General features: G+C 62.4%; 24 protein-coding genes. 22 read left to right on the top strand and 2 right to left on the bottom strand.

The annotated features are described in order from the left end of the window. The first annotated feature begins 156 nt into the window (after positions 1 to 156). The 11 genes from amt (at position 157) to ACQK2M_RS12685 (ending at position 13,677) form a co-directional block, all read left to right on the top strand. Entirely contained in the window at positions 157 to 3,393 is a 3,237-nt protein-coding gene (gene amt, locus ACQK2M_RS12735; protein WP_425418127.1) for an ammonium transporter, read from the top strand. Between the two features lie 237 nt (positions 3,394 to 3,630). Continuing rightward, positions 3,631 to 5,283, top strand: coding sequence for a CocE/NonD family hydrolase (locus ACQK2M_RS12730; RefSeq protein WP_425418126.1), 1,653 nt, complete (start codon positions 3,631 to 3,633; stop codon positions 5,281 to 5,283). Between the two features lie 56 nt (positions 5,284 to 5,339). Continuing rightward, on the top strand, positions 5,340 to 6,491 hold the full coding sequence (locus ACQK2M_RS12725; protein ID WP_425418125.1) for an ABC transporter substrate-binding protein: 1,152 nt from the start codon (positions 5,340 to 5,342) through the stop codon (positions 6,489 to 6,491). A 58-nt stretch (positions 6,492 to 6,549) separates the two neighbouring features. Continuing rightward, positions 6,550 to 7,410: a branched-chain amino acid ABC transporter permease gene (locus tag ACQK2M_RS12720; protein WP_425418124.1), complete on the top strand. Its 861-nt coding sequence runs from the start codon at positions 6,550 to 6,552 to the stop codon at positions 7,408 to 7,410. 3 nt (positions 7,411 to 7,413) lie between these two features. Beyond that, on the top strand, positions 7,414 to 8,385 hold the full coding sequence (locus ACQK2M_RS12715; protein ID WP_425418123.1) for a branched-chain amino acid ABC transporter permease: 972 nt from the start codon (positions 7,414 to 7,416) through the stop codon (positions 8,383 to 8,385). Further along, positions 8,382 to 9,131: an ABC transporter ATP-binding protein gene (locus tag ACQK2M_RS12710; RefSeq protein ID WP_425418122.1), complete on the top strand. Its 750-nt coding sequence runs from the start codon at positions 8,382 to 8,384 to the stop codon at positions 9,129 to 9,131. Before ACQK2M_RS12715 ends, ACQK2M_RS12710 begins: the two co-directional genes overlap by 4 nt. Further along, positions 9,124 to 9,837: an ABC transporter ATP-binding protein gene (locus tag ACQK2M_RS12705; protein WP_425418121.1), complete on the top strand. Its 714-nt coding sequence runs from the start codon at positions 9,124 to 9,126 to the stop codon at positions 9,835 to 9,837. The genes ACQK2M_RS12710 and ACQK2M_RS12705 overlap by 8 nt, the downstream gene beginning before the upstream one ends. Positions 9,838 to 9,852: 15 nt before the next feature. Continuing rightward, entirely contained in the window at positions 9,853 to 10,782 is a 930-nt protein-coding gene (locus ACQK2M_RS12700; protein ID WP_425418120.1) for an aldo/keto reductase, read from the top strand. 97 nt (positions 10,783 to 10,879) lie between these two features. After that, on the top strand, positions 10,880 to 12,487 hold the full coding sequence (locus tag ACQK2M_RS12695; RefSeq protein ID WP_425418119.1) for a fumarate hydratase: 1,608 nt from the start codon (positions 10,880 to 10,882) through the stop codon (positions 12,485 to 12,487). A 53-nt stretch (positions 12,488 to 12,540) separates the two neighbouring features. Beyond that, positions 12,541 to 12,909: a hypothetical protein gene (locus ACQK2M_RS12690; RefSeq protein WP_425418118.1), complete on the top strand. Its 369-nt coding sequence runs from the start codon at positions 12,541 to 12,543 to the stop codon at positions 12,907 to 12,909. A 150-nt stretch (positions 12,910 to 13,059) separates the two neighbouring features. Next, positions 13,060 to 13,677 (top strand): L,D-transpeptidase, encoded by a 618-nt coding sequence (locus tag ACQK2M_RS12685; protein ID WP_425418117.1) that lies wholly within the window; start codon positions 13,060 to 13,062, stop codon positions 13,675 to 13,677. Between the two features lie 3 nt (positions 13,678 to 13,680). Here the strand turns inward: ACQK2M_RS12685 and ACQK2M_RS12680 are convergent, their stop codons facing one another. After that, complete coding sequence (locus ACQK2M_RS12680; protein ID WP_425418116.1) at positions 13,681 to 14,301, bottom strand: pyridoxamine 5'-phosphate oxidase family protein; 621 nt, start codon at positions 14,299 to 14,301, stop codon at positions 13,681 to 13,683. Further along, a complete protein-coding gene (locus ACQK2M_RS12675) occupies positions 14,298 to 14,657 on the bottom strand; it encodes a gamma-butyrobetaine hydroxylase-like domain-containing protein (RefSeq protein WP_425418115.1) in 360 nt (119 codons plus the stop codon). The genes ACQK2M_RS12680 and ACQK2M_RS12675 overlap by 4 nt, the downstream gene beginning before the upstream one ends. A gap of 91 nt (positions 14,658 to 14,748) precedes the next feature. Between ACQK2M_RS12675 and moaA the strand changes: the two genes are divergently transcribed. The 11 genes from moaA (at position 14,749) to ACQK2M_RS12620 (ending at position 23,089) form a co-directional block, all read left to right on the top strand. Next, the gene (gene moaA / locus ACQK2M_RS12670; protein WP_425418114.1) at positions 14,749 to 15,774 is read left to right on the top strand and encodes a GTP 3',8-cyclase MoaA; all 1,026 of its coding nucleotides are present in this window, start codon (positions 14,749 to 14,751) and stop codon (positions 15,772 to 15,774) included. Positions 15,775 to 15,777: 3 nt separating this feature from the next. Continuing rightward, positions 15,778 to 16,251 carry a hypothetical protein gene (locus tag ACQK2M_RS12665; protein ID WP_425418113.1) on the top strand — a complete coding sequence of 158 codons (474 nt, stop codon included), beginning with the start codon at positions 15,778 to 15,780 and terminating at the stop codon, positions 16,249 to 16,251. Continuing rightward, on the top strand, positions 16,248 to 16,868 hold the full coding sequence (locus ACQK2M_RS12660; RefSeq protein WP_425418112.1) for a DUF1176 domain-containing protein: 621 nt from the start codon (positions 16,248 to 16,250) through the stop codon (positions 16,866 to 16,868). The genes ACQK2M_RS12665 and ACQK2M_RS12660 overlap by 4 nt, the downstream gene beginning before the upstream one ends. A gap of 39 nt (positions 16,869 to 16,907) precedes the next feature. Continuing rightward, positions 16,908 to 17,831 carry a DMT family transporter gene (locus tag ACQK2M_RS12655; RefSeq protein WP_425418111.1) on the top strand — a complete coding sequence of 308 codons (924 nt, stop codon included), beginning with the start codon at positions 16,908 to 16,910 and terminating at the stop codon, positions 17,829 to 17,831. A gap of 161 nt (positions 17,832 to 17,992) precedes the next feature. Beyond that, positions 17,993 to 18,118: a hypothetical protein gene (locus ACQK2M_RS12650; protein WP_425418110.1), complete on the top strand. Its 126-nt coding sequence runs from the start codon at positions 17,993 to 17,995 to the stop codon at positions 18,116 to 18,118. 120 nt (positions 18,119 to 18,238) lie between these two features. After that, a complete protein-coding gene (locus tag ACQK2M_RS12645; RefSeq protein ID WP_425418109.1) occupies positions 18,239 to 19,189 on the top strand; it encodes a DMT family transporter in 951 nt (316 codons plus the stop codon). Further along, positions 19,186 to 20,409, top strand: a complete 1,224-nt coding sequence (locus ACQK2M_RS12640) for a multidrug effflux MFS transporter (RefSeq protein WP_425418108.1) — start codon at positions 19,186 to 19,188, stop codon at positions 20,407 to 20,409. Before ACQK2M_RS12645 ends, ACQK2M_RS12640 begins: the two co-directional genes overlap by 4 nt. 44 nt (positions 20,410 to 20,453) lie before the next feature. Next, the gene (mobA, locus tag ACQK2M_RS12635; protein WP_425418107.1) at positions 20,454 to 21,086 is read left to right on the top strand and encodes a molybdenum cofactor guanylyltransferase MobA; all 633 of its coding nucleotides are present in this window, start codon (positions 20,454 to 20,456) and stop codon (positions 21,084 to 21,086) included. Beyond that, entirely contained in the window at positions 21,083 to 21,607 is a 525-nt protein-coding gene (gene mobB / locus ACQK2M_RS12630; RefSeq protein WP_425418106.1) for a molybdopterin-guanine dinucleotide biosynthesis protein B, read from the top strand. Before mobA ends, mobB begins: the two co-directional genes overlap by 4 nt. Positions 21,608 to 21,615: 8 nt before the next feature. Further along, positions 21,616 to 22,149 (top strand): cytochrome b, encoded by a 534-nt coding sequence (locus ACQK2M_RS12625; protein ID WP_425418105.1) that lies wholly within the window; start codon positions 21,616 to 21,618, stop codon positions 22,147 to 22,149. 160 nt (positions 22,150 to 22,309) lie between these two features. Further along, positions 22,310 to 23,089, top strand: a complete 780-nt coding sequence (locus ACQK2M_RS12620) for an ABC transporter substrate-binding protein (RefSeq protein ID WP_223475119.1) — start codon at positions 22,310 to 22,312, stop codon at positions 23,087 to 23,089. Positions 23,090 to 23,121: the final 32 nt, after the last annotated feature.

Below are 23,121 nucleotides of genomic sequence, written 5' to 3'. Positions count from 1 at the left end.
TTGTCGGTGCAGCAGCATTTTTGCCTGCCGGCAGGCCCAATCCCTCCTAACCCTTCATTAGCCTTGGTTCGCGCCAATTGCTGCGCTGCAGCGGACTTTAACGAAGTCGCCACCGGTTGTGCGGCAGAGTGCCGGTCACAATTGGGGATTGTATGAATGGCCTTTCGGAGCCGCGCTTTTCTTTTATCCGTTTTCCTGTTCATCACCACCGGCACGGCGGCCGCATCGGAACTCTCGATTTCCGAATTGGCGTCGCGGCTGGATTCGGTGTGGATTCTGGTGGCCGCGGCCCTGGTTCTGCTGATGCAGATCGGCTTCCTGCTGCTGGAAGCCGGCGCGGTTCGCACCAAGAACGCAATCAACGTCGCCCAGAAAAACCTTCTCGACCTCGCATTCGCCGTCCTCGCGTTCTTCTTCGTCGGCTTCATGATCGGATTCGGCCCGTCGCATCACGTGATTGGGATCGGCTTCGATACGAACATGCTGTTCCTTCGCAACATCACGCCACACGACGCGATTTTCTTCGTATTCCAGGTGATGTTCTGCGGCACGGCGGCGACGATCATCGCCGGCGCGGTGGCCGAACGCATGAAGCTGAGCGTCTACGTGGTCATCAGCTTCCTGACCGCGGCGATCATCTATCCTGTCTTCGTGCACTGGGCCTGGGGCACCGCGCGGGGCGCCGACACCGGGGCGTGGCTCGCCAATCTCGGCTTTGTCGATTTCGCCGGTTCGACGGTGGTTCACGGGACCGGCGCATGGATCGCCCTGGCGGCGTGTCTCGTTCTCCGTCCGCGCGAGGGACGTTTCGACCCTCACGGCAATCCGGTCCGTTTCACCGGTCACAGCCCGGTGCTCTCCGCCGCCGGCACATTGATGCTCTTCGTCGGCTGGATCGGCTTCAACGGCGGCTCGACGCTGGCCGCTTCGCCGGAAGTCGCCGGCATCGTGCTCAACACCATTCTTGCGGGCGCCGCCGGCGCGGGCGCCGCCTATGCATATTTTCACTATGTCGAGCGGGCGGCTTTCCCCGAACGCGCCACGAACGGCATGATCGGCGGTCTCGTCGCGATCACCGCCGGCTGCCACCTGCTGGATCCATTGTCGGCGGTCTTTGTCGGCCTTGCCGGCGGGTTGATCACGAGCCGAGCCAACATGATGCTGGAAAACCGCTTCAAGGTGGACGACGCGGTCGGCGCGGTCGGCGCGCATGGATTTGCCGGGGTTTTCGGTACGCTTGCGTTGGCGCTTCTGGCGCCCGAAGCCGATTTGCCGGCGGCATCTCGCGGCGCGCAATTCCTCGTGCAGTTGCTCGGCATCGCGGTCAACTTCGCCTGGGCCTTCGGTATCGGGTTCGTCCTCGTGACGCTCCTGAACAAACTCACCGCCGTCCGCGTCGATCGGAAAACGGAAATCCAGGGGCTGAACTACGGCGAACATGAAGCGCTGATCGGTACGGCCCATGTCGAGGAAGCGATGCGGTCGCTCGTCACCGGCGACGCCGATCTCTCCGTACGCCTGGAATCGCGCCATGGCGACGACGCCAAGGAACTTGCCGACGTCTTCAACGATCTGATGGACAATCTCCAGCAGGCCGAAAGCCGCCGCCAGCAGGAAACCGAGATCCGCCGCTCCGAAGAGGAAGCGAACCGCATGGCGGCATTCGCCGACGCGACGTTCGAGGCGATCATTCTTGCAAGCGACCATCAGGTCATCGACGCCAATTCGGCCGCCACCAAGCTGTTCGGCCTTGCGGAAGGCGAATTGCGTGGGCGTTCGGTCAAGAGCCTGTTTCCCGCCATAGACTGGCCCGGCGCGCGCGCCCACCTCGAGGACGATACGGAGCGCCCCGCGGAAACCAACATTCGGCCGGTGGAAGGCGAAAAGGTTCCCGTCGAATTTCGCTGCCGCAATATCGATTACTCGGGCCGCCAGACCCAGGTCCTCGCATTCGCCGATCTGCGGGAACGCAAGAAGGCCGAGGCGCGCATCTATCATCTTGCCATGCACGATCCGCTGACCGATCTGCCCAACCGCGCGCATTTCAACCAGCGTCTGCGCCAGCTCATGGAACGCATCGCGATCGACGGCGGGGCGACGGCGCTGCTGCTGATCGATCTCGACCAGTTCAAGAATATCAACGACCTGCACGGCCATCCGTCAGGCGATGCGGTCATCGTCGCGGTCGCCGAACGACTGCGCGCTGCGGCCGGACCCGGCGATTGCGTCGCAAGGCTCGGCGGCGACGAATTCGCCTTCGTGCAGGCAAGCATCGATTTCCCCAATCAGGCGGCGGACCTCGCGCACCGGCTGCTCCACGCGATCTCCGAACCGGTCCTGCTGCCGACCGGAGACACGATCCGGCCCGGCGCCAGCGTCGGTGTCGCGATAGCACCGCGCGACGCGGAAGACGCCGAAGTGCTGTTCCAGCATTGCGACGTCAGCCTCTATGCCGCCAAGAATAACGGCCGCAACACCTATGCGGTCTACGAACCCGGCATGGGCGAAGAGCTGCGCAACCGCCAGAAGCTCGAGGAAGACCTCAAGATCGCGGTCGATGAGGAACAGTTCGAACTCCACTTCCAACCGCGCGTCGATATCGCAACCGGATCGATCGTCTCCTACGAAGCGCTGTTGCGCTGGGAGCACCCGGTCAAAGGGCGGATATCACCGGCGGATTTCATTCCAGTCGCCGAACAGTCCAACATCATCGTCGGCCTCGGCGAATACGTCCTGAGAAAGGCATGCGAGACCGCGGCCGCCGAATTTGGCGAAGCCAATGTCAGCGTGAATGTCAGCCCGCGGCAGTTCCAGGGCAAGGGATTTTCCGACACGGTCCGCCGCGTCCTCGACGCCACGGGACTTGCAGCCTCGAAACTCGAACTGGAAGTCACCGAAGGTCTCTTCATCGACAATGCCGACCGCGCGGTAACCGTTCTGACGGAGCTGAAGGCAATGGGCGTTCTGATCGCGCTGGACGATTTCGGCTCCGGGTATTCCTCGCTCAGCTACGTCAACCGGTTCCCTTTCGACACGATCAAGATCGACCAGTCCTTCATTCGCGAGATGAACGAGGCGTCCAACGCGCTGCACATCATCGACACGATCATGCGGCTTTCGGCGGGTCTGGGCATGTCGGTCGTCGCCGAGGGTGTCGAGAAAATCGAACAGCTCGAGCGGCTGGTGGCGATGGGCTGCACGGAGATACAGGGCTTTCTCGTCTCTTGCGCGATGCCGATTTCAGAATTGCCGCGCACGGTTCCCGAGAATGTCCTGCGGATCCTCGAGGACCCCGCCTTCGATAACGGAACCATGGCGGAATCGCTCGGCGAGATCGGCGCCCTCATGCGCGAAGCTGCCAAAACGACAAACACGGTCAAACGCCGGGCCTGACGGGCGCCTCCTGCAGTCGGGCGGCGCGGAAAATACAGCCGCCAAGCCATGATGATTCACGTTTCGTGTATGCATCGCGCTCCTTTCGCTTGCCGATCGTCAATTCGGCGACAGCAGAGAAAAAGCTTGATAATCCGCGATAGATAAGGGAATCATCGGGTCTCTGGGAGGAGATACGAAACGGCCGAAGCGGCTATTTTGTATACTTCGTTACACGCGAAGATTATGGGAGGAGGCATGACGACATTCACATATCGTTTTCGGCCTCCGCTCACCGAGCCGGCCGCGCGCGGCGCAAAACCGCCAAGGCACGAGCGCCAGATCATCGACGGCATGCTCTATGAGAAGGATGTCGCGGTAACGCTGCCGGACGGCGTGACGATCCATGTCGACGTCTTTCGGCCCGAAACGGGCATCGCCGCACCGTTGATCGCCTGGGGGCCATACGGCAAGCACGGTCACACGCGCTATTCCGTCAACTTCCCAAAGGCGGAAGTCCACGACCACCTGATTTCGGACTACACGGCCTTCGAGGCCCCCGATCCTGTCTACTGGACCCGGCACGGCTATGCGGTCATCAACCCCGACCCGCGCGGCACCTGGCATTCCGAAGGCCGGGCGACCTACCTCTCGCCCGAGGAGGCACGCGATTTTGCGGCGCTGATCGAATGGGCCGGCACACGGCCATGGTCGAACGGCAAGGTCGGCCTGTCCGGCGTTTCCTATCTGACCTCGTCGCAATGGCGTGTCGCAGAACTGAACCCGCCGCATCTTGCCGCGATCAATCCGTGGGAAGGCTGGAGCGATACCTATCGCGAAGTCGTTCGCCATGGCGGCATTCCCGAAACCTCGTTCTGGGACTATCTGCCGGGCCGCTGGGGGCATTCCGTCACAGAGATCGAGGACCTGAGGCTGGAAACAGCCGAACGCCCGTTGTTCGACGCCTATTGGGACAGCAAGCGCGCGAAGCTGGACCGCATCGAGGTTCCGGCTTTCGTCTGCGCGAGCTGGACCGACCAGGCGCTGCATACGCGCGGAACGCTGGAAGGCTTTCGGCGCATCTCCTCGGACCGTAAATGGCTCTACGTCCACGGCCGCAAGAAATGGGCGCATTACTACGAGCCGCGCTGCGTCGAGATGCAGCGCGCCTTCTTCGACCATTTCCTGCAGGGCAAGGAGACGGAAATCGCCGCCTGGCCGCCGGTTCTCTACGAACTGCGTGAGAAATACTATCAGGGCGCCGAATTGCCGGCCCGGCAATGGCCTATCGAGGACACGCAATACAGGTCCCTCCATCTCGCCCCGGGCGCGCTTCAGAACGAACCCGGCGACGATGCGACGGTCTCCTACGACCCGACCGCCGGCGAAAGCCTCGTCTTCGATCATCGCTTCGACGAACCGGTGGATCTGGTCGGCCATATGGCGCTGCGGCTCTGGGTCTCGGTTGATGCGGGCGACGACATGGACATTTTCGTCGCCATCCAGAAACTCGATGCCGACGGCAATGTCGTGCCCTTCGCCTATTACGCCCAGTTCGAGGACGGGCCGGTCGCTCTCGGCTGGCTACGCGTCTCGCATCGCGAACTCGATCCCGATGAATCCGAACCGCACATGCCGGTCCTTGCCCATCGGCGCGAGCAGAAGCTGACAGTGGGCGAGATCGTACCGGTCGATATCGAGATCTGGCCTTCAGGTACGCATTTCGACGCAGGCGAAGGCCTGAGGCTGGTCGTCCAGGGAGCCGACATCTACGATTATCCCAAGCCGAGCGTCCATGCCCGGCACGAGGAAACGCTGAATGCCGGCCGCCAGAATATCCACATGGGAAAGAGCCGGCCGTCCCGGCTCCTGATCCCGGTCATCAACCCGTCGCGTGATCTGGATAATTGACGCGACAAAGGCGTAAGCTAAGTTCTGAATTCGACATTCATGTCAGGGAGGAAAGCATGAAAAAGACAGTTACAGCCCTTCTCACGGCCGCCGCGACGCTGCTGTGCGGAGCGGCCTTCGCCCAGGAAACCGTCAAGATCGGCGTCATCAACGCCTATTCCGGCCAGTTCGCCGATCCCGGCGCGCAGCTCGACGCCGGCATCACGCTCTACATGCAGCAGCATGGCGACACCGTTGCCGGCAAGAAAATCGAGATCATCCGCAAGGATGTCGGCGGCATCGCGCCCGACGTCGCCAAGCGTCTCGCCGAGGAACTCATCGTGCGCGACAAGGTGGACATCCTCGCCGGCGCGCTTCTGACGCCGAACGCGCTTGCCATGGGTGACGTCTCGGCCGAGGCCGAGAAGTTCATGGTCGTCATGAACGCGACCACGCCCGTGATCATCACCAAGTCGCCCTACATGATCCGGACCTCGGCGACCGCGAGCCAGATCAACGGCAATTTCGGCACCTGGATCGCCAATCAGGGCGTCAAGCAGGTCTACACGATGGTGACCGACTACGGCCCGGGCATCGGCTCAGGCACCGCCTTCGAGGAAGCCTTCAAGGCGGCGGGCGGCGAGATCGTTGGCCAGGACCGCACCCCGGTCGTCAATCCGGACTTCTCGCCCTTCGTGCAGCGCGTGGCCGAGGCCGATCCGGAAGCGCTTTATGTGTGGGTTCCGGGCGGAACGCAGCCGCCGGCCCTCGCCAAGGCGCTTGCCGAACGCGGCATCACGCCGGAAAACACCAAGATCTACGGCCAAGGCGAACTGACCGACGATGCCGCGCTTGAAGCGCTTGGCGAGACCGCACTCGGTATCATCACGGCCTATCACTACAACGTCCACCGCGACAATGCGATGAATGACGAGTTCGTCGAAGCGTACCGCGCAGCCAATGATGGTCGCGATCCCGACATCTACTCCATCGGCGCTTATGACGGCATGGCCGCGATCTACAAGGCACTCGAGGCAACCGGCGGCGATGCATCCGGCGAGGCGCTGATCAACGCAGCCAAGGGTATGACCTGGGACAGCCCGCGCGGCCCGATCGGCATCGACGCGGAAACCGGCGACGTCGTGCAGACGATCTGGATCCGCGAAGTCCAGATGGTCGACGGCAAGCCGGCCAACGTCATCATCGACCAGGTCGAAAACGCCAAGTAATCAACACGACACCGGACCGGCGCGGTCTTTCCGCGCCGGTCATTTCCCGGAAAATGAGATGTCAACGCTGATCGCGGTCCTGTTCGACGGCTTTTCCTACGGAATGCTCCTGTTCCTTCTGTCCGTCGGACTGTCGGTGACACTCGGCCTGATGAACTTCACAAATCTCGCGCACGGCGCCTTCGCCATGCTTGGCGGATATGTGACCTATGCGCTGGTCGAAAGCGCCGGCTGGCCCTTTCTGGCAACCCTGCCCCTGGCTTTCCTTGCAACCGCACTCGTCGCCGCCGTCTTCGAGGCGGTGCTGTTCCGGCGCATCTACAAGTCGGGCGAACTCAACCAGGTCCTGCTGACGATCGGCGTCGTCTTCGCGTCCTACGCGGTCGCGGCATTCTTCTTCGGCACCGTCCACCACTCGGTCGACCTGCCGGACTATCTGAAGGGTTTCGTCGAGATCGGCGACCTGAAGCTGCCGGCCTATCGTATCTTTCTCGTCATCGTCGCACTCGCCGTGACCGCCGGGCTGATCCTGTTTCTCGAATTCACGCGTTTCGGCGCGATGGTCCGCGCGGCCGTCGACAACGACAAGGTGGCCGGCGGACTGGGATTGAACATCAACGCAATTTTCGCGCTCACTTTCGCGCTTGGCAGCGGCCTCGCCGGTCTCGGCGGCGCGCTTGCCATCGACATCCTGTTCATCGACCCGAATTTCGGCTTCCACATACTGGTGCCGGTCCTGATCGTCGTGTCGATCGGCGGCCTCGGCTCGATCTGGGGCAGTTTTCTCGCCGCCGCAGCGCTGGGGATCTTCGATGTCGCGGGGAAATTCCTGTTCCCGGACTTCGGCCCCTTCCTGATCTACCTGTTCATGGTCGTTATCCTGTTCTTCAGGCCGAACGGCTTTTTCGCGAGACGCTAGGCCATGGACCCGAGAAGCTGGATCAGGGCAAAAGCCCGCATCTCACCCTACGAAGCGATTTTCTGGATCGCGGCGGCGGTCATTCCTTTCGTTTTCTTCGAGAACTACCTGTCGCTCGCGGCTTCCGTCGCCGTGACCGCACTGTTCTGCATCTCGCTGGACATGATCCTCGGCTATGCCGGCATCATCTCGCTCGGCCACGCCGCCTTTTTCGGGATCGGCGCCTATACGGCGGGGATTCTCTCGGCGAGAGGCTGGGGCGAACCGATCTCGGGCCTCCTGCTGGCCGCAGCGGTCACGGCGGCGGTCGGCTACATCGTCAGCTTCATGATCGTGCGCGTACAGCATCTCGCGCTGCTGATGATCACGCTTGGCCTTTCCTTCCTGCTCGCGGAACTCGCGATCTCCTTTGACCAGTTCACCGGCGGCTCCGACGGCCTTCAGGGCATCGACACATGGAAGCTCCTCGGCATCTGGAAATTCTCGCTGTGGGGCCACACGGCCTATGCCTACGCGCTGGCGACGCTGTTCGTGTTGTTCCTCCTGGCGCGTCGCATCGTGCATTCGCCCTTCGGGCTGACGCTGGAAGCGATCCGCGAAAACCCGGTTCGCACGACCGCTCTGGGCGCGCCGAACCACGCCCATCTGCGGAAGATCTTCACCATCGCCGCGGCTTTCGCAGGCGTGGCGGGCGCCCTGCTCGCACAGATTTCCGAGACCGTGTCGCCGGAGGCGCTCGGTTTTCAGCGATCCGCCGAGATCGCGGTCATGCTGATCCTTGGCGGCACCGGACGGCTTTACGGCGCGATCCTCGGCGCGATCATCTTCATGATCGCCCGTGACCAGATCTCCGGCTTCTACCTGCAATACTGGTACTTCTGGATCGGGTTGATCCTGATCCTGGTGGTCCTGTTCCTGCCGCGCGGCATTCTTGGCGGGCTGGAACGCCTCGCCCGGTTGGGGAGGCGCGCATGAACAGCCTCGAAACCCGCAACCTGAACAAGGCCTTCGGCAAGCTGGTGGTCGCCGACAACGTCTCGCTTGCCCTGCCGCAGGGCGCGCGCCATGCACTGATCGGCCCGAATGGCGCCGGCAAGACGACACTGATCAACCTCATCACCGGCGCGCTACGCCCGGATACGGGCAGCGTGCAATTGAACGGCGAGGACATCACGTCCCTGTTGCCGGATGCGCGCGTCAAGCGAGGGCTCGGACGCACCTTCCAGATCAACACGCTGTTTCCGCAACTGACGCCCCTCGAATCCGCGACCATGGCGATCTGCGAACGCGACGCGCTCTCCGGCCACTGGCTCTCGCCGCTGGCGAAACATGGCGCGGCCATCGACGAGGCCTACGACCTTCTCGGCCGCGTCGGACTGGCGGACGCCGCGACCAAGCCGACCCGCGACCTCGCCTATGGCCAGCAGCGCCTGCTCGAAATCGCGCTGGCGCTGGCCTCCAGACCGAAAGTGCTGCTGCTCGACGAACCGGCGGCCGGCGTTCCGAAATCCGAAAGCGCCGCCCTGTTCGAGGTGATCGCCGGCCTGCCTGAGGACATCTCGGTCCTGTTCATCGAGCACGACATGAATCTCGTCTTCTCCTTTGCCACCTCCATCACCGTGCTCGTCCAGGGCGCGATCCTGACGGAAGGTCCGCCTGACCAGATCGCGCACGATCCGCAGGTCCGCGAAGTCTATCTTGGAGGCGCGCATCATGGCTGAAGCGCTGCTTGAACTGCGCGACGTGCGCGCCGGATATGGCGATGCGGTGGTGCTCGACGGCGTGTCGTTTTCGGTCTCCGAGAATGCCGGCGTGGCGCTGCTCGGGCGAAATGGCGTCGGAAAGTCGACCCTGATCCAGACCGTCATGGGCTTCACCCAGTTCCTGTCCGGTTCGATCCTGTGGCGCGGTCGGGAAATCCAGACGGTCAAGCCGCATCTGCGCGCCCGCATGGGGCTTGGCTGGGTGCCGCAGGAACGCGACATCTTCCGCTCGCTGACGGTCGAGGAGAACCTGACGGTCGTCGCACGCCCGGGCCCCTGGGACGTGAAAAAGGTGTACGACCTCTTCCCGCGCCTCAAGGAGCGCCGCGAGAACAAGGGCAACCAGCTTTCGGGCGGTGAGCAGCAGATGCTCGCCATCGGACGCACGCTGATGACCAATCCGGCCATGTTGCTTCTGGATGAGCCGCTGGAGGGACTCGCACCGATCATCGTGGAGGAACTCGGTGAAGCGATCGGACGCATGGTGCGCGAAGCCGGCATGACGCTCATGCTGGTGGAACAGCACGCGGAAGTGACCCTCGGCATGACCGACGAGGCGATCATCCTGGAGCGTGGCCGGATCGTCCACCAGGCCGCCTCGAAAGACCTTCTCGCCGACCACGCAACGCTGGACCGGTATATCGGTCTCAATATCGGCGACTGACACGGAGATTTGGCTATGGATTCGAGAACGGTTGGCGCGTCGGGCCTCAAGGTTTCGACGGTCGGCATCGGCTGCAACAATTTCGGCGGACGGCTCGACGAGGCGGCATCGACGAGGGTCATTCACGCCGCGCTCGACCATGGGGTCACCCTGTTCGACAATGCCGACGCCTATCCGCTGAACAATCACGGGCGTGCCGAGGAAATCCTCGGCCGCGCATTGGAGGGACGTCGTCACGAGGCGGTCGTCGCCTCGAAATTCGGCTACGACCCGGGCACCGATGGCTCCCGGCACTGCATCATCCGCTCCGTGGAGGCGAGCCTCAAGCGTCTGCGCACCGACCATACCGATCTTTATCAGTTCCACCTGCCGGACCCCGACACGCCGCTCGAGGAGACGCTGCGCGCCCTCGACGATCTTATCCGCGCGGGCAAGGTGCGTTATGTCGGCTCGTCGCAGTTTGCGCCGTGGCAGATCGTCGAAGCCCAATTCGTTGCGCGGGAGCTCGGTGTCGAGCGTTTCGTTTCGACGCAGGCCCAATACAGCCTTATCGAGCGAGACGTTGAAAAGGACCTTCTCCCCGTTTGCGAGAAATACGGCGTCGGCCTGTTGCCGTTCTTCCCGCTGGCAAGCGGCATCCTTTCGGGCAAATACGCCCCCGGAAAAGCCGTGCCGGATGGCACCCGGCTGTCCGGCGGATCGCGCCTGGCGGGGATCTTCCTCAACGACCGAAATCTCGAGATCGCCGGCAAACTCTCCACCGTTGCGGAAGAGTTGGGTGGCGAATTGATCGATCTCGCTTTCGCCTATCTTCTCGCATCCCCGGCGGTGCCCAGCGTGATCGCCGGCGCGAGTACGCCCGAACAGGTCGCGCGCAATGCCCGCGCCGCCGCATTCGAACTTTCGGAAGACGGTCTCGCCGCCATCCGCGCTGCGCTGAGCTGACAGCAAAAACGCCGGACTTCGGCCTTCGCGGCATTGCCATCACTCGTCAGTGCGATATGAGACGGGCCGAAGTGTTCATCAAATCAGGGACAAGAACATGGCAGACGGCCTATTTCCGCTGGGTGAAACAGACACGCCGTGGCGCAAGCTGACGGACAAGCATGTTTCGGTCGATACGTTTCGCGGCGAGGAAGTCCTTGTGGTTGAACCTGAGGGCATGCGGCTCCTGTCGGAGGCCGCTTTCGCCGATATCAACCACCTGCTGCGCCCCGGCCACCTGAAGCAACTCGCCTCGATCCTCGATGATCCGGAGGCCACCGAAAACGACCGTTTCGTCGCTTATGACCTTCTGAAAAACGCCAATATCGCCGCGGGCGGCGTGCTGCCCATGTGCCAGGACACCGGCACCGCCATCGTCATGGGCAAGAAGGGGCGCCGCGTCTGGACCGACGGCACCGACAGCGATGCGCTGTCGAACGGCGTGCTCGACGCCTATGAAAAGAAGAACCTGCGCTACTCGCAGCTCGCGCCGCTGTCGATGTTCGAGGAGAAGAACACCAAGAACAATCTGCCGGCACAGATCGACATCTATGAGGAAGGCGACGACGCCTACAAGTTCCTGTTCATCGCCAAGGGCGGCGGATCGGCCAATAAGACGTTCCTCTTCCAGGGTACGCCGTCGCTCCTGACGCATGACCGCATGGTCGAGTTCCTGAAGGAAAAGATCCTGACGCTCGGCACCGCCGCCTGCCCGCCCTACCACCTCGCCATCGTCATCGGCGGCACCTCGGCCGAGATGAACCTGAAGACGGTGAAGCTGGCCTCGACACGTTATCTCGACACGCTGCCGACCGAAGGGTCGGAAGACGGGCACGCATTCCGCGATCTCGAAATGGAAGCGGAAATCCACAAGGCGACACAGGCGACCGGTGTCGGGGCGCAGTTCGGCGGAAAGTATTTCTGCCACGACGTGCGCGTCATCCGCCTGCCCCGCCACGGCGCGTCCCTGCCGATCGGCATTGGCGTGTCATGCTCGGCGGACCGCCAGGCACTCGGCAAGATCACGAAGGACGGTATCTTCATCGAGCAGCTTGAGACCGACCCGTCGAAGTACATGCCCGAGATCGACGAGGATGCGCTGTCGGCACATGTGGTGAAGATCGACCTGAACCAGCCGATGACTCAAATCTTGAGCGAATTGTCGAAACACCCTGTAAAGACTCGTCTTTCGCTCACCGGCTCGATCATCGTCGCGCGCGATCTCGCCCATTCAAAAATCCGCGCCCGCCTCGAAGCCGGCGAACCCATGCCGGACTATTTCAAGAACCACCCGATCTACTATGCCGGCCCGGCCAAGACGCCGGAAGGCTATGCGTCCGGTTCCTTCGGGCCAACGACGGCCGGCCGCATGGACTCCTATGTGGACCAGTTCCAGTCCTTCGGCGGATCGATGGTGATGCTCGCCAAGGGCAACCGGTCGCGTCAGGTGCGCGACGCTTGCGAGCGTCATGGCGGCTTCTATCTCGGCTCGATCGGCGGCCCGGCCGCCCGCCTCGCGCAGGACTGTATCAGGAAGGTCGAGGTGGTGGAGTATCCGGAACTCGGCATGGAGGCGATCTGGAAAATCGAGGTCGAGAACTTCCCGGCCTTCATCGTCGTCGATGACAAGGGCAACGATTTCTTCAAGGAATTGAACCTGGGATAGATGTCCGGCGTCAGCCGAGCCGTCTCACCGCCAATAATGTCGCGAGAAATTTCATGAAGAAGCTCTTTTTGTCGATTATTTGCCTGCTCCTCGCTGGGTCTGTGGCGCAGGCGGAAACCACGGGTTGGCTGAGCGGTACGGATGCGTATCGCACATGGAAGAATGCCAAGGGCCCCGACATGACGCTGATGGCGATCCAGTGCCGCGACAGCGGCAAGAAAACTCTGAAGATACGCGATCTGGAGTTTCGGCTGACCATGAAGACGGGCGGCCAGAGGTATCGCTACCTGTGGGCCGTCGGATCCGATTTCAAGCCGACCCAACGCAAGGCGCTCAAGGAAGGCTACCGGCAGGTCAGCCTGTCGTCGTTCCGGCGCAAGTCCGGGCTTCTGGTCCAATGCGGCGTCTGGCACAAGAAATAGCCGGCAATGTCGCCTCGCGCCGCATAGATCGCATTCCGTTAATCTTTCCGAGAGAACCGGCCGCCGCTGACGGTCTCGTTACTTGACCCCTGCGGTATCACGGGCCACCCTTTTTGCAGGGGCACCCGGAATCCAGGCAGGAGAGACCGAATGAGATCAGCCATTATCACGGGACTGGCCGCATTGGCCGTTGCGTTCGCCGGCATGCCGGCCAAAGCCGACGTGCAATTGCACGAATTGCTGTTCAAGCCGAAAGCCGAACGCCAGCAGTATCTTCAGGAAAACCGCCCGACATCCTATCGGCGGTCCGACAGGTCACCCATCCGGCGCAAGATGATCAACTTCGACGGTTACGCCGTCGGCACGATCGTCATCGATACGTCGGACAGGCGGCTTTACCACGTCACCAAGCCCGGCCGCGCGATGGCCTATGGCGTCGGCGTCGGCCGCCAGGGTTTCACATGGACCGGCAAGAACCAGATCTCCCGCAAGGCCGAGTGGCCCGGATGGACACCGCCGGCCTCGATGCGTGCCCGCGAAAAGGCCAAGGGGCGTATCCTGCCCGCCTACATGCCCGGCGGCCCCAACAATCCGCTCGGCGCACGCGCGCTCTATATCGGTTCGACGCTCTATCGCATCCACGGCACGAACCAGCCCTGGACCATCGGCCAGGCGATGTCGTCGGGCTGTATTCGCATGGCCAACGAAGACGTGAAGCACCTTTACAATCGGGTCGGCGTCGGCACGCGTGTCGTGGTGCGGCGCTAGCCGCTACCACATGGTTTTCTTGGCGCGTCCGGCCCATTCCCGATCATAGGTTTCGGCGTCGAACGCGCCTTCGGACCGCTCTTTCAGGATGTCGCCCGCCGTCGGAATGTCGGCGGGATCGACATGGTGCTCCGGGTCCCACAGCTTTGCCCGCAGCACCGCGCGCCCGCACTGCGTGTAGATCTCGTTGACCGTCACGACGACGGCGGAGCGCGGCTGCTTGCCGGCCTTTTCGAAGCTTGCGAGAAGCTCCGGATCGGCGGTCACGATCGCCGTGCCGTTCATCCGGATCGTTGTATGCGAGCCGGGTATCAGAAAAAGAAGGCCGATGCGCGGATCGCGAACGATATTGCGCAGGCTGTCGATGCGATCGTTACCCCGCCGGTCCGGGATGACCAGCGTCTTGTCATCGACAATGCGGAACAGACCGCCGAGTTCGCCGCGCGGCGAACAATCGAGTCCTTCCGGCCCGGCTGACGCGAGCGCGAAAAAGGGCGATGCCTCAAGGAAGCGCCGGTATTGCGGCGTAATCCTGTCGGAAACCTTCAGCAACGACGCTTCTCCCGGCACGCCGTAGAGGCTCTCCAGTTCCTCGATCGAAGTCACCGCGCGGTATGCGCTCATCGCGTCATTCCCTTTTCCTCGAGTTCCGCCAGATAGGCCGCCCAGAGCACGTCCTTTTCGCGGCCGAGTCGCGCGAGATAGGACCACGTGTAGATGCCACTGTCATGACGGTCGTCGAAGACGATGCGAACCGCGTAGTTTCCGACCGGAACCATCTCGGAAATCGTCACATCCTGCTTGCCGCCCACCGTGACGCGTTGCTCGGGCGAATGGCCCTGCACTTCCGCGGATGGCGACAGAACGCGCAGCATTTCCGCGTCCAGATCGAAATTTTCGCCTGAATTGAAAGTCACTTTCAGCGTCCTGCGGTCCCGTGAAACCCGCAATTCAGTCGGCCAAACCGTCGTATCCGGCATCGTGCCAATCCCGTTTCGTTCGTTGCTGATCTTGACGCGACCGGCTATGGCATCAACATACGTTGGAAACAACCGAAAGCGTGCCTGTTCCATGCGAGACGATATCGCCTTGCCGACCCTGCCGACGATGACCGACCCCTTCGGGCGTGACATCACCTATCTGCGCGTCTCCGTGACGGACAGGTGCGATTTCCGCTGCACCTATTGCATGTCGGAACACATGACCTTCCTTCCCAAGAAGGACCTCCTGACGCTGGAGGAACTGGACCGGCTGTGCACCGTGTTCATCGAGAAGGGCGTTCGCAAGCTTCGCCTGACCGGCGGCGAACCGCTGGTGCGCAAGAACATCATGCACCTCGTCGAGCAACTCGGCCGGCACCTGAAAACGGGCGCGCTTGAGGAACTGACGCTGACCACCAACGGCTCGCAACTCACGAAGCACGCAAAGGATCTGTATCGCCACGGGTTGCGCCGCATCAACGTGTCGATCGACACGCTCGATGCCGGCAAGTTCAAGCAGGTGACGCGCTGGGGCGACCTGTCCCGGGTTCTCGACGGGCTCAAGGCTGCACAGGATGCCGGCCTGCAAATCAAGCTCAACGCCGTCGCGCTGAAGGATTTCAACGACACCGAAATCCCCGACATGATCCGCTGGGCGCATGGCCAGGATATGGACATGACGGTGATCGAGACCATGCCGATGGGCGAGATCGAGGAGGACCGCACGGACCGTTATCTGCCGTTGTCCGAACTGCGCGCCGATCTTGCGCGTCAGTTCACGCTGACCGACATCCCCTACAAGACCGGCGGCCCGGCGCGTTATGTCGAAGTGGCTGAAACCGGTGGCCGCCTCGGCTTCATCACGCCGATGACGCACAATTTCTGCGAAAGCTGCAACCGTGTCCGGCTGACCTGTACGGGAACGCTCTACATGTGCCTCGGTCAGGACGATGCGGCGGATTTGCGCGAGCCGCTTCGCGCATCGGAAGGCAACGAACTCCTGTCGGATGCCATCGACAAGGCGATCGGGCGCAAGCCAAAGGGACATGATTTCGTCATCGACCGCGGCACGAAGCGCCCCGCTGTGTCTCGCCACATGAGCGTGACGGGCGGCTGAGCCGTGAAACGCGCGGCGTGCATCGCAACGCTGTTCTCCACGCTCACGCTTTCCGCGCATGCGGACTCCCTCACCTATGTGAACGACCGCTTCGGAACGCGGATAACCTTTCCGGTCGATATCTTTGATGCGATAGACCCGCCGCCGGTCAATGGCGACGGACGGCGTTTCCGCTCCTCCGACGGTGCGGAACTGGCGGCCTACGGCCAGTTCAACGCGCTCGACCTGACGCCGCAATCTCTCATCGACCGGGAAAAAGAGAACGCGTCCGAACGCGGACGCACGATCACCTATTCGGCCTCCGGCGCGGGCTGGGCAGTCGTTTCCGGCATCGAGAACGGCAATACGTTCTACGAGCGCCATGAATTCACCGACGGCGTCATCCACTCCATGGAAATGAAATATCCGCGACTCGCCTCGGCGCTATACGACCAGTTGACCGGGCAGATCGCGAACACGCTGGACGGTCCGCAATGAGGATGCGGCGCATATGCGCGGGCGCGGCCCTGCTTGCCTGCCTCGCCGCGCCATCGCACGCGGATGGGACACTGCCGGAGTTGTCTCCTGAGGAATTGATCGAACTCGCGAAATCGACCTATCGGGGCGAGAGCTGCTGGTGGGAACGGGTCGAGGAAGATCTCGGCGAAATCCGGTCGTGGGAAATCTCTTTCCGCTATGATTACGAGGAGGAGGACGGTCCGGACCGCGCCGTGCGGCTCTACCAGCTTCCCTGCTTTTACGGGGCCTACAATTTCAGCTCGATCTGGTTCATGGAGACCGAAATCGACGGGCTAGGCCCGGTGCATTTCGCCACACCTGAACTCGATATCGACTATGCCGACGACGAGAGCGCCGTCGTCGAAAACCTCACAGTCCTCGGGTTCACCGCGGTGTCATCCCTGGTCAACGCCTGGTACGACGAGGACACGCAGACCATCTCCAGCTTCTCGAAATGGCGCGGGATCGCGGATGCCGCCTCCTCCGGCACATGGACATTCCATGACGGGCGGTTCGTGCTCACGGAGTATCAGGCCGATGCGAGTTATGATGGCGAAATCAATCCGGTGACTGTATACAAAGCGACGCGTCCCTGAGCGCGCCACGCCACTCTCATTCGCTGTCCGGACACTTTCATGGCCATGTCGACAAGCTTACGCGCATCGTTGCTGATGGCCGCGTCCATGGCCGGCTTCACCTTCAACGACGCGTTGATCAAGTCGCTCGGCGGCGCCTATGGCGCCGGCCAGGTCATGCTGGTGCGCGGCGCGATCATGCTTCTGTTTCTGACGGTTTACATACGCGTGGCGGGCGTGCCGGTTCCGCTCAAAAAAGCGATGACCGGTGCCATGGCTTTGCGGACCATGGGGGAGGGTCTGGGCACGGTCCTCTTCCTCTACGCCCTGTTCCACATGCCCTTCGCCAATGTCTCGGCAGTGCTGCAGGCCCTCCCGCTGGCGGTGACGCTCGGCGCGGCGCTCTTCTTGCGTGAACGGGTCGGCATCCGCCGGCTGTCGGCGATCGTCGTCGGCTTCCTCGGCGTCCTTCTGATCATCAGGCCCGGCATGGAAGGTTTCAACATCTACGCCCTCGCGGTTCTGGGCACCGTGTTGTTCGCCACAATGCGCGACCTTGCCACGCGCCGCCTGCCCGCGGATGTTCCGTCAATTGTCTTCTCGCTCCTGACCACGGTCGCCGTGTCGACGATGGGTGCGGTCATGATGTTCGGCGGGGATGGCTGGCGGCCGATGTCGCTTTCGGCGGTCATGACACTGGCGGGATCCGCTACGTTCCTGTTCATGGGCTACCAGTGCATCATCCTTGCGATGCGGATCGGAGAAATCGCAACAGTCGCACCGTTCCGCTACACCGGTCTGCTCTGGGCCATCCTGCTGGGCATAATTTTCTTCGGGGAAATTCCGGACGCGCTGACGCTTCTCGGCGGTTCCATTATCGTCGCGAGCGGGCTTTACGCGCTTTATCGCGAGCGGGTGGTCTCGCGTCGTGCCGCATCCGCCAACATTTCCGCCGCCTCCCCGCCCCCGGGGCGCGGAACCTGATCCAGGCCGGCCACGGCGATTTCGCATATCTGTGCTTCCGACTTCGCATGCCTGAGGCCCGGAAATCCTCCTATTGAGGCACCATATACGTGCTGCAGCGCAGCATGCGTTTGACGGGAAATACAAACAGCCGCGCAAAGCGGAGAAGAAGAGAAGACAAAATGTCCACGAGAAAGAACACGAAAACGCCGTTCGAACCGACCGAGTTCGAGACCATCATCGCGCGTGCACGCCGCGACCGCGATGCCCACATCCGCAACATGTTCGGCGCGATCTTCCGCCGCTGATGGTATTTGCCCCGCCCGTATCGGCGGGGACCGGTCCGGCCAGTTGCGCCGTGACGCTTTGTGCCGCTTGCGCTATGGATGGGCATCCTTCTACTGCCCTCATTCCGGCGAACCGGCTTCATGGTATCGAAAATCTCACGCGGCGGGGCGACACCCGAAGCCGCCTCGCCCGCCGATTCGGCCGCAATCGATGCGGCCAATTTGAAGGCCGTCATTTTCCTGTCGGTCTCGATGGCGCTGTTCGCCCTCGATGACATGTTCATCAAGCTGGCCTCGGCCGATATCGGCGTCGGCCAGATCCTGACGGTCCAGGCCCTGCTGTCGATACTCTATTTCGGCTATCTGGCCCGCCGGCGCGGGCATCGCATCTCGCGTGCGGCGTTGATCTCTCCGGCGATCGTCACGCGCCACATCGGCGACGCCACGGGTGCGGTCTGCTTCGTGATCGCGCTGTCCCTGATGCCGATCAGCAATGCCTCCGCCATCCTCCAGGCGGCCCCGCTTGCAGTTACACTTGGCGCGGCTATCTTCCTGCGCGAGGCCGTGGGCTGGCGGCGATGGACGGCGATCGGCGTCGGCTTTGCCGGCGTTCTCCTTGTCATCCGCCCCGGCATGGAGGGCTTCAATTCCGCTTCGCTTTTTGCGGTTGCGGCCGTGATCGGATTGACCATGCGCGATCTGGGAACACGCGCCGTGCCGCACTCGATTTCGACCGAGGTGGTCGCGCTTGTGGCAAGTGTTGTCATCATCGGGGCGGCGATCGTGCTGCAAACGGTCATGTCGCCCTGGCGGATGATGTCATGGCCGGTCACGGGCCTCGTCCTGTCGGCATCGGTTTGCGGCATCTTCGGCATCCATCTCATCACCAGCGCGCTGCGCCTGGGAGAGGTTTCCCTGATCGCGCCGTTCCGATATGTCCGTATCGTGATGGCAATCGGGATCGGGATGGTTGTTTTCGGCGAGAGGCCGGATATGTATACAATCCTCGGTACAGGCCTGATCGTTTTAAGCGGCCTCTACACGCTCTACCGCGAACAATACTTAAAACATCGAAGAACGCGCATTTCATGAATCGCCATACACCCGCTCCTTCCGACATGCAGCATGAAGAATGGACAGGACCGCGTCCCGCGCTGGTGACGCTGATCCTGCTCGCGGCGGTCAGCCCATTGGCGATCAACCTGTTCGTACCCTCGATGCCGAGCATCGCCGAGGATCTGGGCGCGCCATACGCGACCGTCCAGCTCGGTCTTTCGCTCTATCTGATCATGATGGCGATGCTGCAACTGGTGATCGGCCCGCTTTCGGACATTTATGGCCGGCGACCGGTGATCTATGCCGGTCTTGTCCTGTTCCTGATCGGAACGGCGCTTTGCGTGTTTTCGCAATCGGCCACGGTGTTTCTCGCAGGCCGGGTCATCCAGTCGGCGAGCGTCACCGGAATGGTGCTCTCGCGGGCGATCGTGCGGGATGTCTACCCGCGCGAGAAGGCGGCGAGCGCGATGGGCTACATGGTCATGGGCATGGCCGTCGCACCGATGATCGGCCCTGCAATCGGCGGCCAGATCGACGAATTGTTCGGCTGGCGCATGTCTTTCGTCGCGCTCGGCCTTTTCGGCGCCGCCGCGATAATCGCCGGCATGATCTCGCTGCCCGAGACGAACCGCTATCGCGGCACGTCGCTGCGCGCGCAAGTCGAGAGCTATCGCAAGCTTGGACGCCTTCCCGCCTTTTGGCTCTACGCTCTCTCCGCAGGTTTCACATCGGCGTCGTTCTTTGCATTTCTCGGCGGCGGCCCGGCCGTGTCCAGCGTCTATCTCGGCCTCAGCCCCTCGGATTACGGCCTCTATTTCGCGTTTTGCGCATTGGGCTATTCCATCGGCAATTTCCTGACCGGCCGCTATTCCGAGCGGCACGGCCTCGAACGGATGATGGTCGAAGGCGTGGTCGTGTCTCTCGCTGGCCCGTTGATCACGATCATCCTGTTTTCCGTCGGAATCGAGCATCCCGTCGCCTTTTTCCTGCCATTGGCCCTCGTCGGGTTCGGCAACGGCATGACGCTGCCCAATGCGACCGCGGCTGCAATCAGCCTGCAGCCGGAATCGGCCGGTGCGGCTTCCGGCCTGCTCGGCGCATTGCAGATCGGCGTCGGCGCGGTCGCGTCCGTCATCGCCGGGATCATCGTGGGAACCGACGCGCAGCCGATACCGCTCTGCCTGTTCCTGCTGGCCTGTGGGTTCCTCGCCATCGTCCTTACGCTGGCCGCCGTGCGCAGCAATCCACGCGGCTGACCCAGGCCGTTGCGGCGATCGATCGAAGCAAGCATAGTCCGCCCATGTCCGGTCCCGCTCCGCAACCCATCGTCGGCGTCGTCCTCGCGGGCGGCCTGTCGCGGCGCATGGGCGGGACCGACAAGACGCTGATCTCCCTCGGCGAAAAGCCGATGATCGGCCACGTTCTGGAGCGCCTCGCGCCGCAGGTTGGGGATGTCGCAATCAACGCAAATGGCGATACCGACCGTTTCAAGCCATTCAGCGTCCCGGTGATCGAGGACTCCATACAAGGCTACAAGGGGCCCCTTGCCGGAATCCTGACCGCGATGAGATGGGCGCGACAGGCCCATCGGGCCACGCAGGTGGTTACCGCAGCCGCAGACACGCCCTTCTTTCCCGCCGATCTCGTTTCGCGTTTCAGACAGTGTGCTACCGGACGGGAGACGATTGCCATGGCAATCTCCGGCAGCGGGCGTCACCCGGTGTTCGCCTTGTGGCCGACGAGCCTCGCGGAGGACCTTGAATCCTGGCTCAAAGAAACCGATACGCTAAAGGTCACCATGTGGACTCGGCGACATGAATGCGTGGATTGCAGCTTTGCGGAATATGGCGATGGAAGCGACCCGTTCTTCAACGTCAACACGCCGGACGATCTCGCCGCGGCGGAGACGATCTTGAGGGGAAAGGCCCAATGAAGGCCGCGCATCGTGTCATCGGAATCATCGGCTGGAAGAACTCCGGAAAGACCCGGATGGTCGCCGCGCTGGTCGCCGAACTGTCCTCGCGCGGCTGGGCTGTTTCGACGATCAAGCACGCGCATCACGACTTCGATATCGACCACGAGGGAACCGACAGCTGGACCCACCGCAAATCCGGCGCGCGCGAAGTCGCCATCGTATCCGGCCGTCGCTGGGCGCTGATGCACGAGAACGCAGCCAACGAGGATGAACCACAGCTCGCCGACATGCTGAACCGCCTCTCCCCCTGCGATATCGTGCTGATCGAGGGATACAAGCGCGAAGCGCATGCAAAGATCGAGATCCGCAGAACCGGCGCCGCCGATAACGCGCCGCTCTCATCGGGCGACGACACCATCGTCGCGGTGGTCAGCGACGATCCGGACGCAACGGACCGCGACCTGCCGGTCTTCGGCCACGACGCGGTTTCCAACGTCGCCGATTTCATCGAACGGCAAACCGGCCTGGACAGGAGGTGAAGACCGGCATGGCAATCAGGCCCCATAATCCGCGCGACCCGTTCGGTGGCTACGCCCCGACGACGATCATCCTGCACTGGACGACGGCGGTTTTCGTCATCGCGCTCTATGTCGTCCACGGACGCAATGCGAGCACGCATATCGGTCTCGGGCTCATTGCCGCGCCGTTTCTTCTCTGGCGTGTCACGCGCCGCTTCAAGCGCGGCTTTGCCCGCATCTCGGACCTGTCCGCAGCCTTCAACGTGACATCCCGCGTCACCATGTTCGCGCTACTGGTCTGCGTCCTTGCGCTCGCCGTGACCGGCCTGCTGTTGCCGATGCTCCGGGGCGACGCCTATCTGGTCTTCGACTGGACGAGCTTCACCGTGCCATTCCCGATCATGCCGGAGGCGGCAATGATCGCCGAGACCATTCATTCCATCGCGGGCCATTCCTGCATGCTGCTCGCGGGATTCCATATCATCGACGGGCTCACGCACCACTTCTTCGACAAGGACAATGTCTTGGTGCGCATTCTCAGGCCGGCGAAAAACGGCAAGTGACAAACCGGTTTGGATGCCGGATTTGCGGGAATTTTTAGTGTTGCAATTCGCGCAAAAACAGTGGGAGTATCTTTCCTCATGCCCGGCAATTCCCGCCGGGCCCAGCATCACGCGCGGGAAAACCGCGCACAAGGACCACGTGTTGAAGAGGAAGAACAACATGCGTTTCACCAAAGGCTTGATGGCTGCGGCCGCGACATTGGCGCTGACAGTCGGCGCCGCGCAGGCCCAGGACATGATGAAGATCAAGATCGGCACGGAAGGCGCCTACCCGCCCTTCAACAATCTTGAGGCCGACGGCTCGCTGGTCGGATTCGACATCGACATTGCCAAGGCGCTCTGCGCCGAAATGAACGCGGAATGCGAATTCGTCACCCAGGACTGGGACGGCATCATTCCTGCGCTTCTCGCCGGCAAGTTCGACGCCATCATCGCCTCCATGTCGATCACCGAGGAACGCAAGGAAAGCGTCGACTTCACCAACAAGTACTACAACACCCCGCCGGCGATCGCCGTGCCGAAGGACAGCGACATCACCGAAGCCTCCGATGCGGGCCTCGCGGGCAAGATGATCGGCGCGCAATCCTCGACCACCCACTCCAACTATGCCGAGGAAAAGCTCTCCTCCGCCGAGTTGAAGCTTTACCCGACCCCGGACGAATACAAGCTCGACATCGCGTCCGGCCGCATCGATGCCGTGATCGACGACGTGATCGTGCTGTCGGAGTGGCTCAAGTCCGATGACGGCGACTGCTGCAAGCTGCTGGCGACGCTGCCGATCGATCCGGTGATCAACGGCGAAGGCGCCGGTATCGCCATTCGCAAGGGCGAGGACGAGCTTCGCGAGGCGTTCAACGCTGCCATCGATGCGATCCGCGCCAACGGCACCTACAAGGAAATCAACGACCAGTATTTCGACGTCGACGTCTACGGCGACTGATTTCCACTGACGAACCGGCCGGGCGGCGCATG

This window comes from Oricola indica (genome assembly GCF_965227485.1).
Taxonomy (GTDB): domain Bacteria; phylum Pseudomonadota; class Alphaproteobacteria; order Rhizobiales; family Rhizobiaceae; genus Oricola; species Oricola indica.
The sequence above is the reverse complement of the archived record's forward strand: the minus strand, read 5'-3'. Positions and strand labels throughout refer to the sequence as shown.

Excerpts from the sequence above, each read along its gene's own strand:
- amt (WP_425418127.1), top strand. The coding sequence starts at position 157 with ATGGCCTTTCGGAGCCGCGCTTTTCTTTTATCCGTTTTCCTGTTCATC.
- ACQK2M_RS12730 (WP_425418126.1), top strand. The coding sequence starts at position 3,631 with ATGACGACATTCACATATCGTTTTCGGCCTCCGCTCACCGAGCCGGCC.
- ACQK2M_RS12725 (WP_425418125.1), top strand. The coding sequence starts at position 5,340 with ATGAAAAAGACAGTTACAGCCCTTCTCACGGCCGCCGCGACGCTGCTG.
- ACQK2M_RS12720 (WP_425418124.1), top strand. The coding sequence starts at position 6,550 with ATGTCAACGCTGATCGCGGTCCTGTTCGACGGCTTTTCCTACGGAATG.
- ACQK2M_RS12715 (WP_425418123.1), top strand. The coding sequence starts at position 7,414 with ATGGACCCGAGAAGCTGGATCAGGGCAAAAGCCCGCATCTCACCCTAC.
- ACQK2M_RS12710 (WP_425418122.1), top strand. The coding sequence starts at position 8,382 with ATGAACAGCCTCGAAACCCGCAACCTGAACAAGGCCTTCGGCAAGCTG.
- ACQK2M_RS12705 (WP_425418121.1), top strand. The coding sequence starts at position 9,124 with ATGGCTGAAGCGCTGCTTGAACTGCGCGACGTGCGCGCCGGATATGGC.
- ACQK2M_RS12700 (WP_425418120.1), top strand. The coding sequence starts at position 9,853 with ATGGATTCGAGAACGGTTGGCGCGTCGGGCCTCAAGGTTTCGACGGTC.
- ACQK2M_RS12695 (WP_425418119.1), top strand. The coding sequence starts at position 10,880 with ATGGCAGACGGCCTATTTCCGCTGGGTGAAACAGACACGCCGTGGCGC.
- ACQK2M_RS12690 (WP_425418118.1), top strand. The coding sequence starts at position 12,541 with ATGAAGAAGCTCTTTTTGTCGATTATTTGCCTGCTCCTCGCTGGGTCT.
- ACQK2M_RS12685 (WP_425418117.1), top strand. The coding sequence starts at position 13,060 with ATGAGATCAGCCATTATCACGGGACTGGCCGCATTGGCCGTTGCGTTC.
- ACQK2M_RS12680 (WP_425418116.1), bottom strand. The coding sequence starts at position 14,301 with ATGAGCGCATACCGCGCGGTGACTTCGATCGAGGAACTGGAGAGCCTC.
- ACQK2M_RS12675 (WP_425418115.1), bottom strand. The coding sequence starts at position 14,657 with ATGCCGGATACGACGGTTTGGCCGACTGAATTGCGGGTTTCACGGGAC.
- moaA (WP_425418114.1), top strand. The coding sequence starts at position 14,749 with ATGCGAGACGATATCGCCTTGCCGACCCTGCCGACGATGACCGACCCC.
- ACQK2M_RS12660 (WP_425418112.1), top strand. The coding sequence starts at position 16,248 with ATGAGGATGCGGCGCATATGCGCGGGCGCGGCCCTGCTTGCCTGCCTC.
- ACQK2M_RS12655 (WP_425418111.1), top strand. The coding sequence starts at position 16,908 with ATGGCCATGTCGACAAGCTTACGCGCATCGTTGCTGATGGCCGCGTCC.
- ACQK2M_RS12650 (WP_425418110.1), top strand. The coding sequence starts at position 17,993 with ATGTCCACGAGAAAGAACACGAAAACGCCGTTCGAACCGACCGAGTTC.
- ACQK2M_RS12645 (WP_425418109.1), top strand. The coding sequence starts at position 18,239 with ATGGTATCGAAAATCTCACGCGGCGGGGCGACACCCGAAGCCGCCTCG.
- ACQK2M_RS12640 (WP_425418108.1), top strand. The coding sequence starts at position 19,186 with ATGAATCGCCATACACCCGCTCCTTCCGACATGCAGCATGAAGAATGG.
- mobA (WP_425418107.1), top strand. The coding sequence starts at position 20,454 with ATGTCCGGTCCCGCTCCGCAACCCATCGTCGGCGTCGTCCTCGCGGGC.
- mobB (WP_425418106.1), top strand. The coding sequence starts at position 21,083 with ATGAAGGCCGCGCATCGTGTCATCGGAATCATCGGCTGGAAGAACTCC.
- ACQK2M_RS12625 (WP_425418105.1), top strand. The coding sequence starts at position 21,616 with ATGGCAATCAGGCCCCATAATCCGCGCGACCCGTTCGGTGGCTACGCC.
- ACQK2M_RS12620 (WP_223475119.1), top strand. The coding sequence starts at position 22,310 with ATGCGTTTCACCAAAGGCTTGATGGCTGCGGCCGCGACATTGGCGCTG.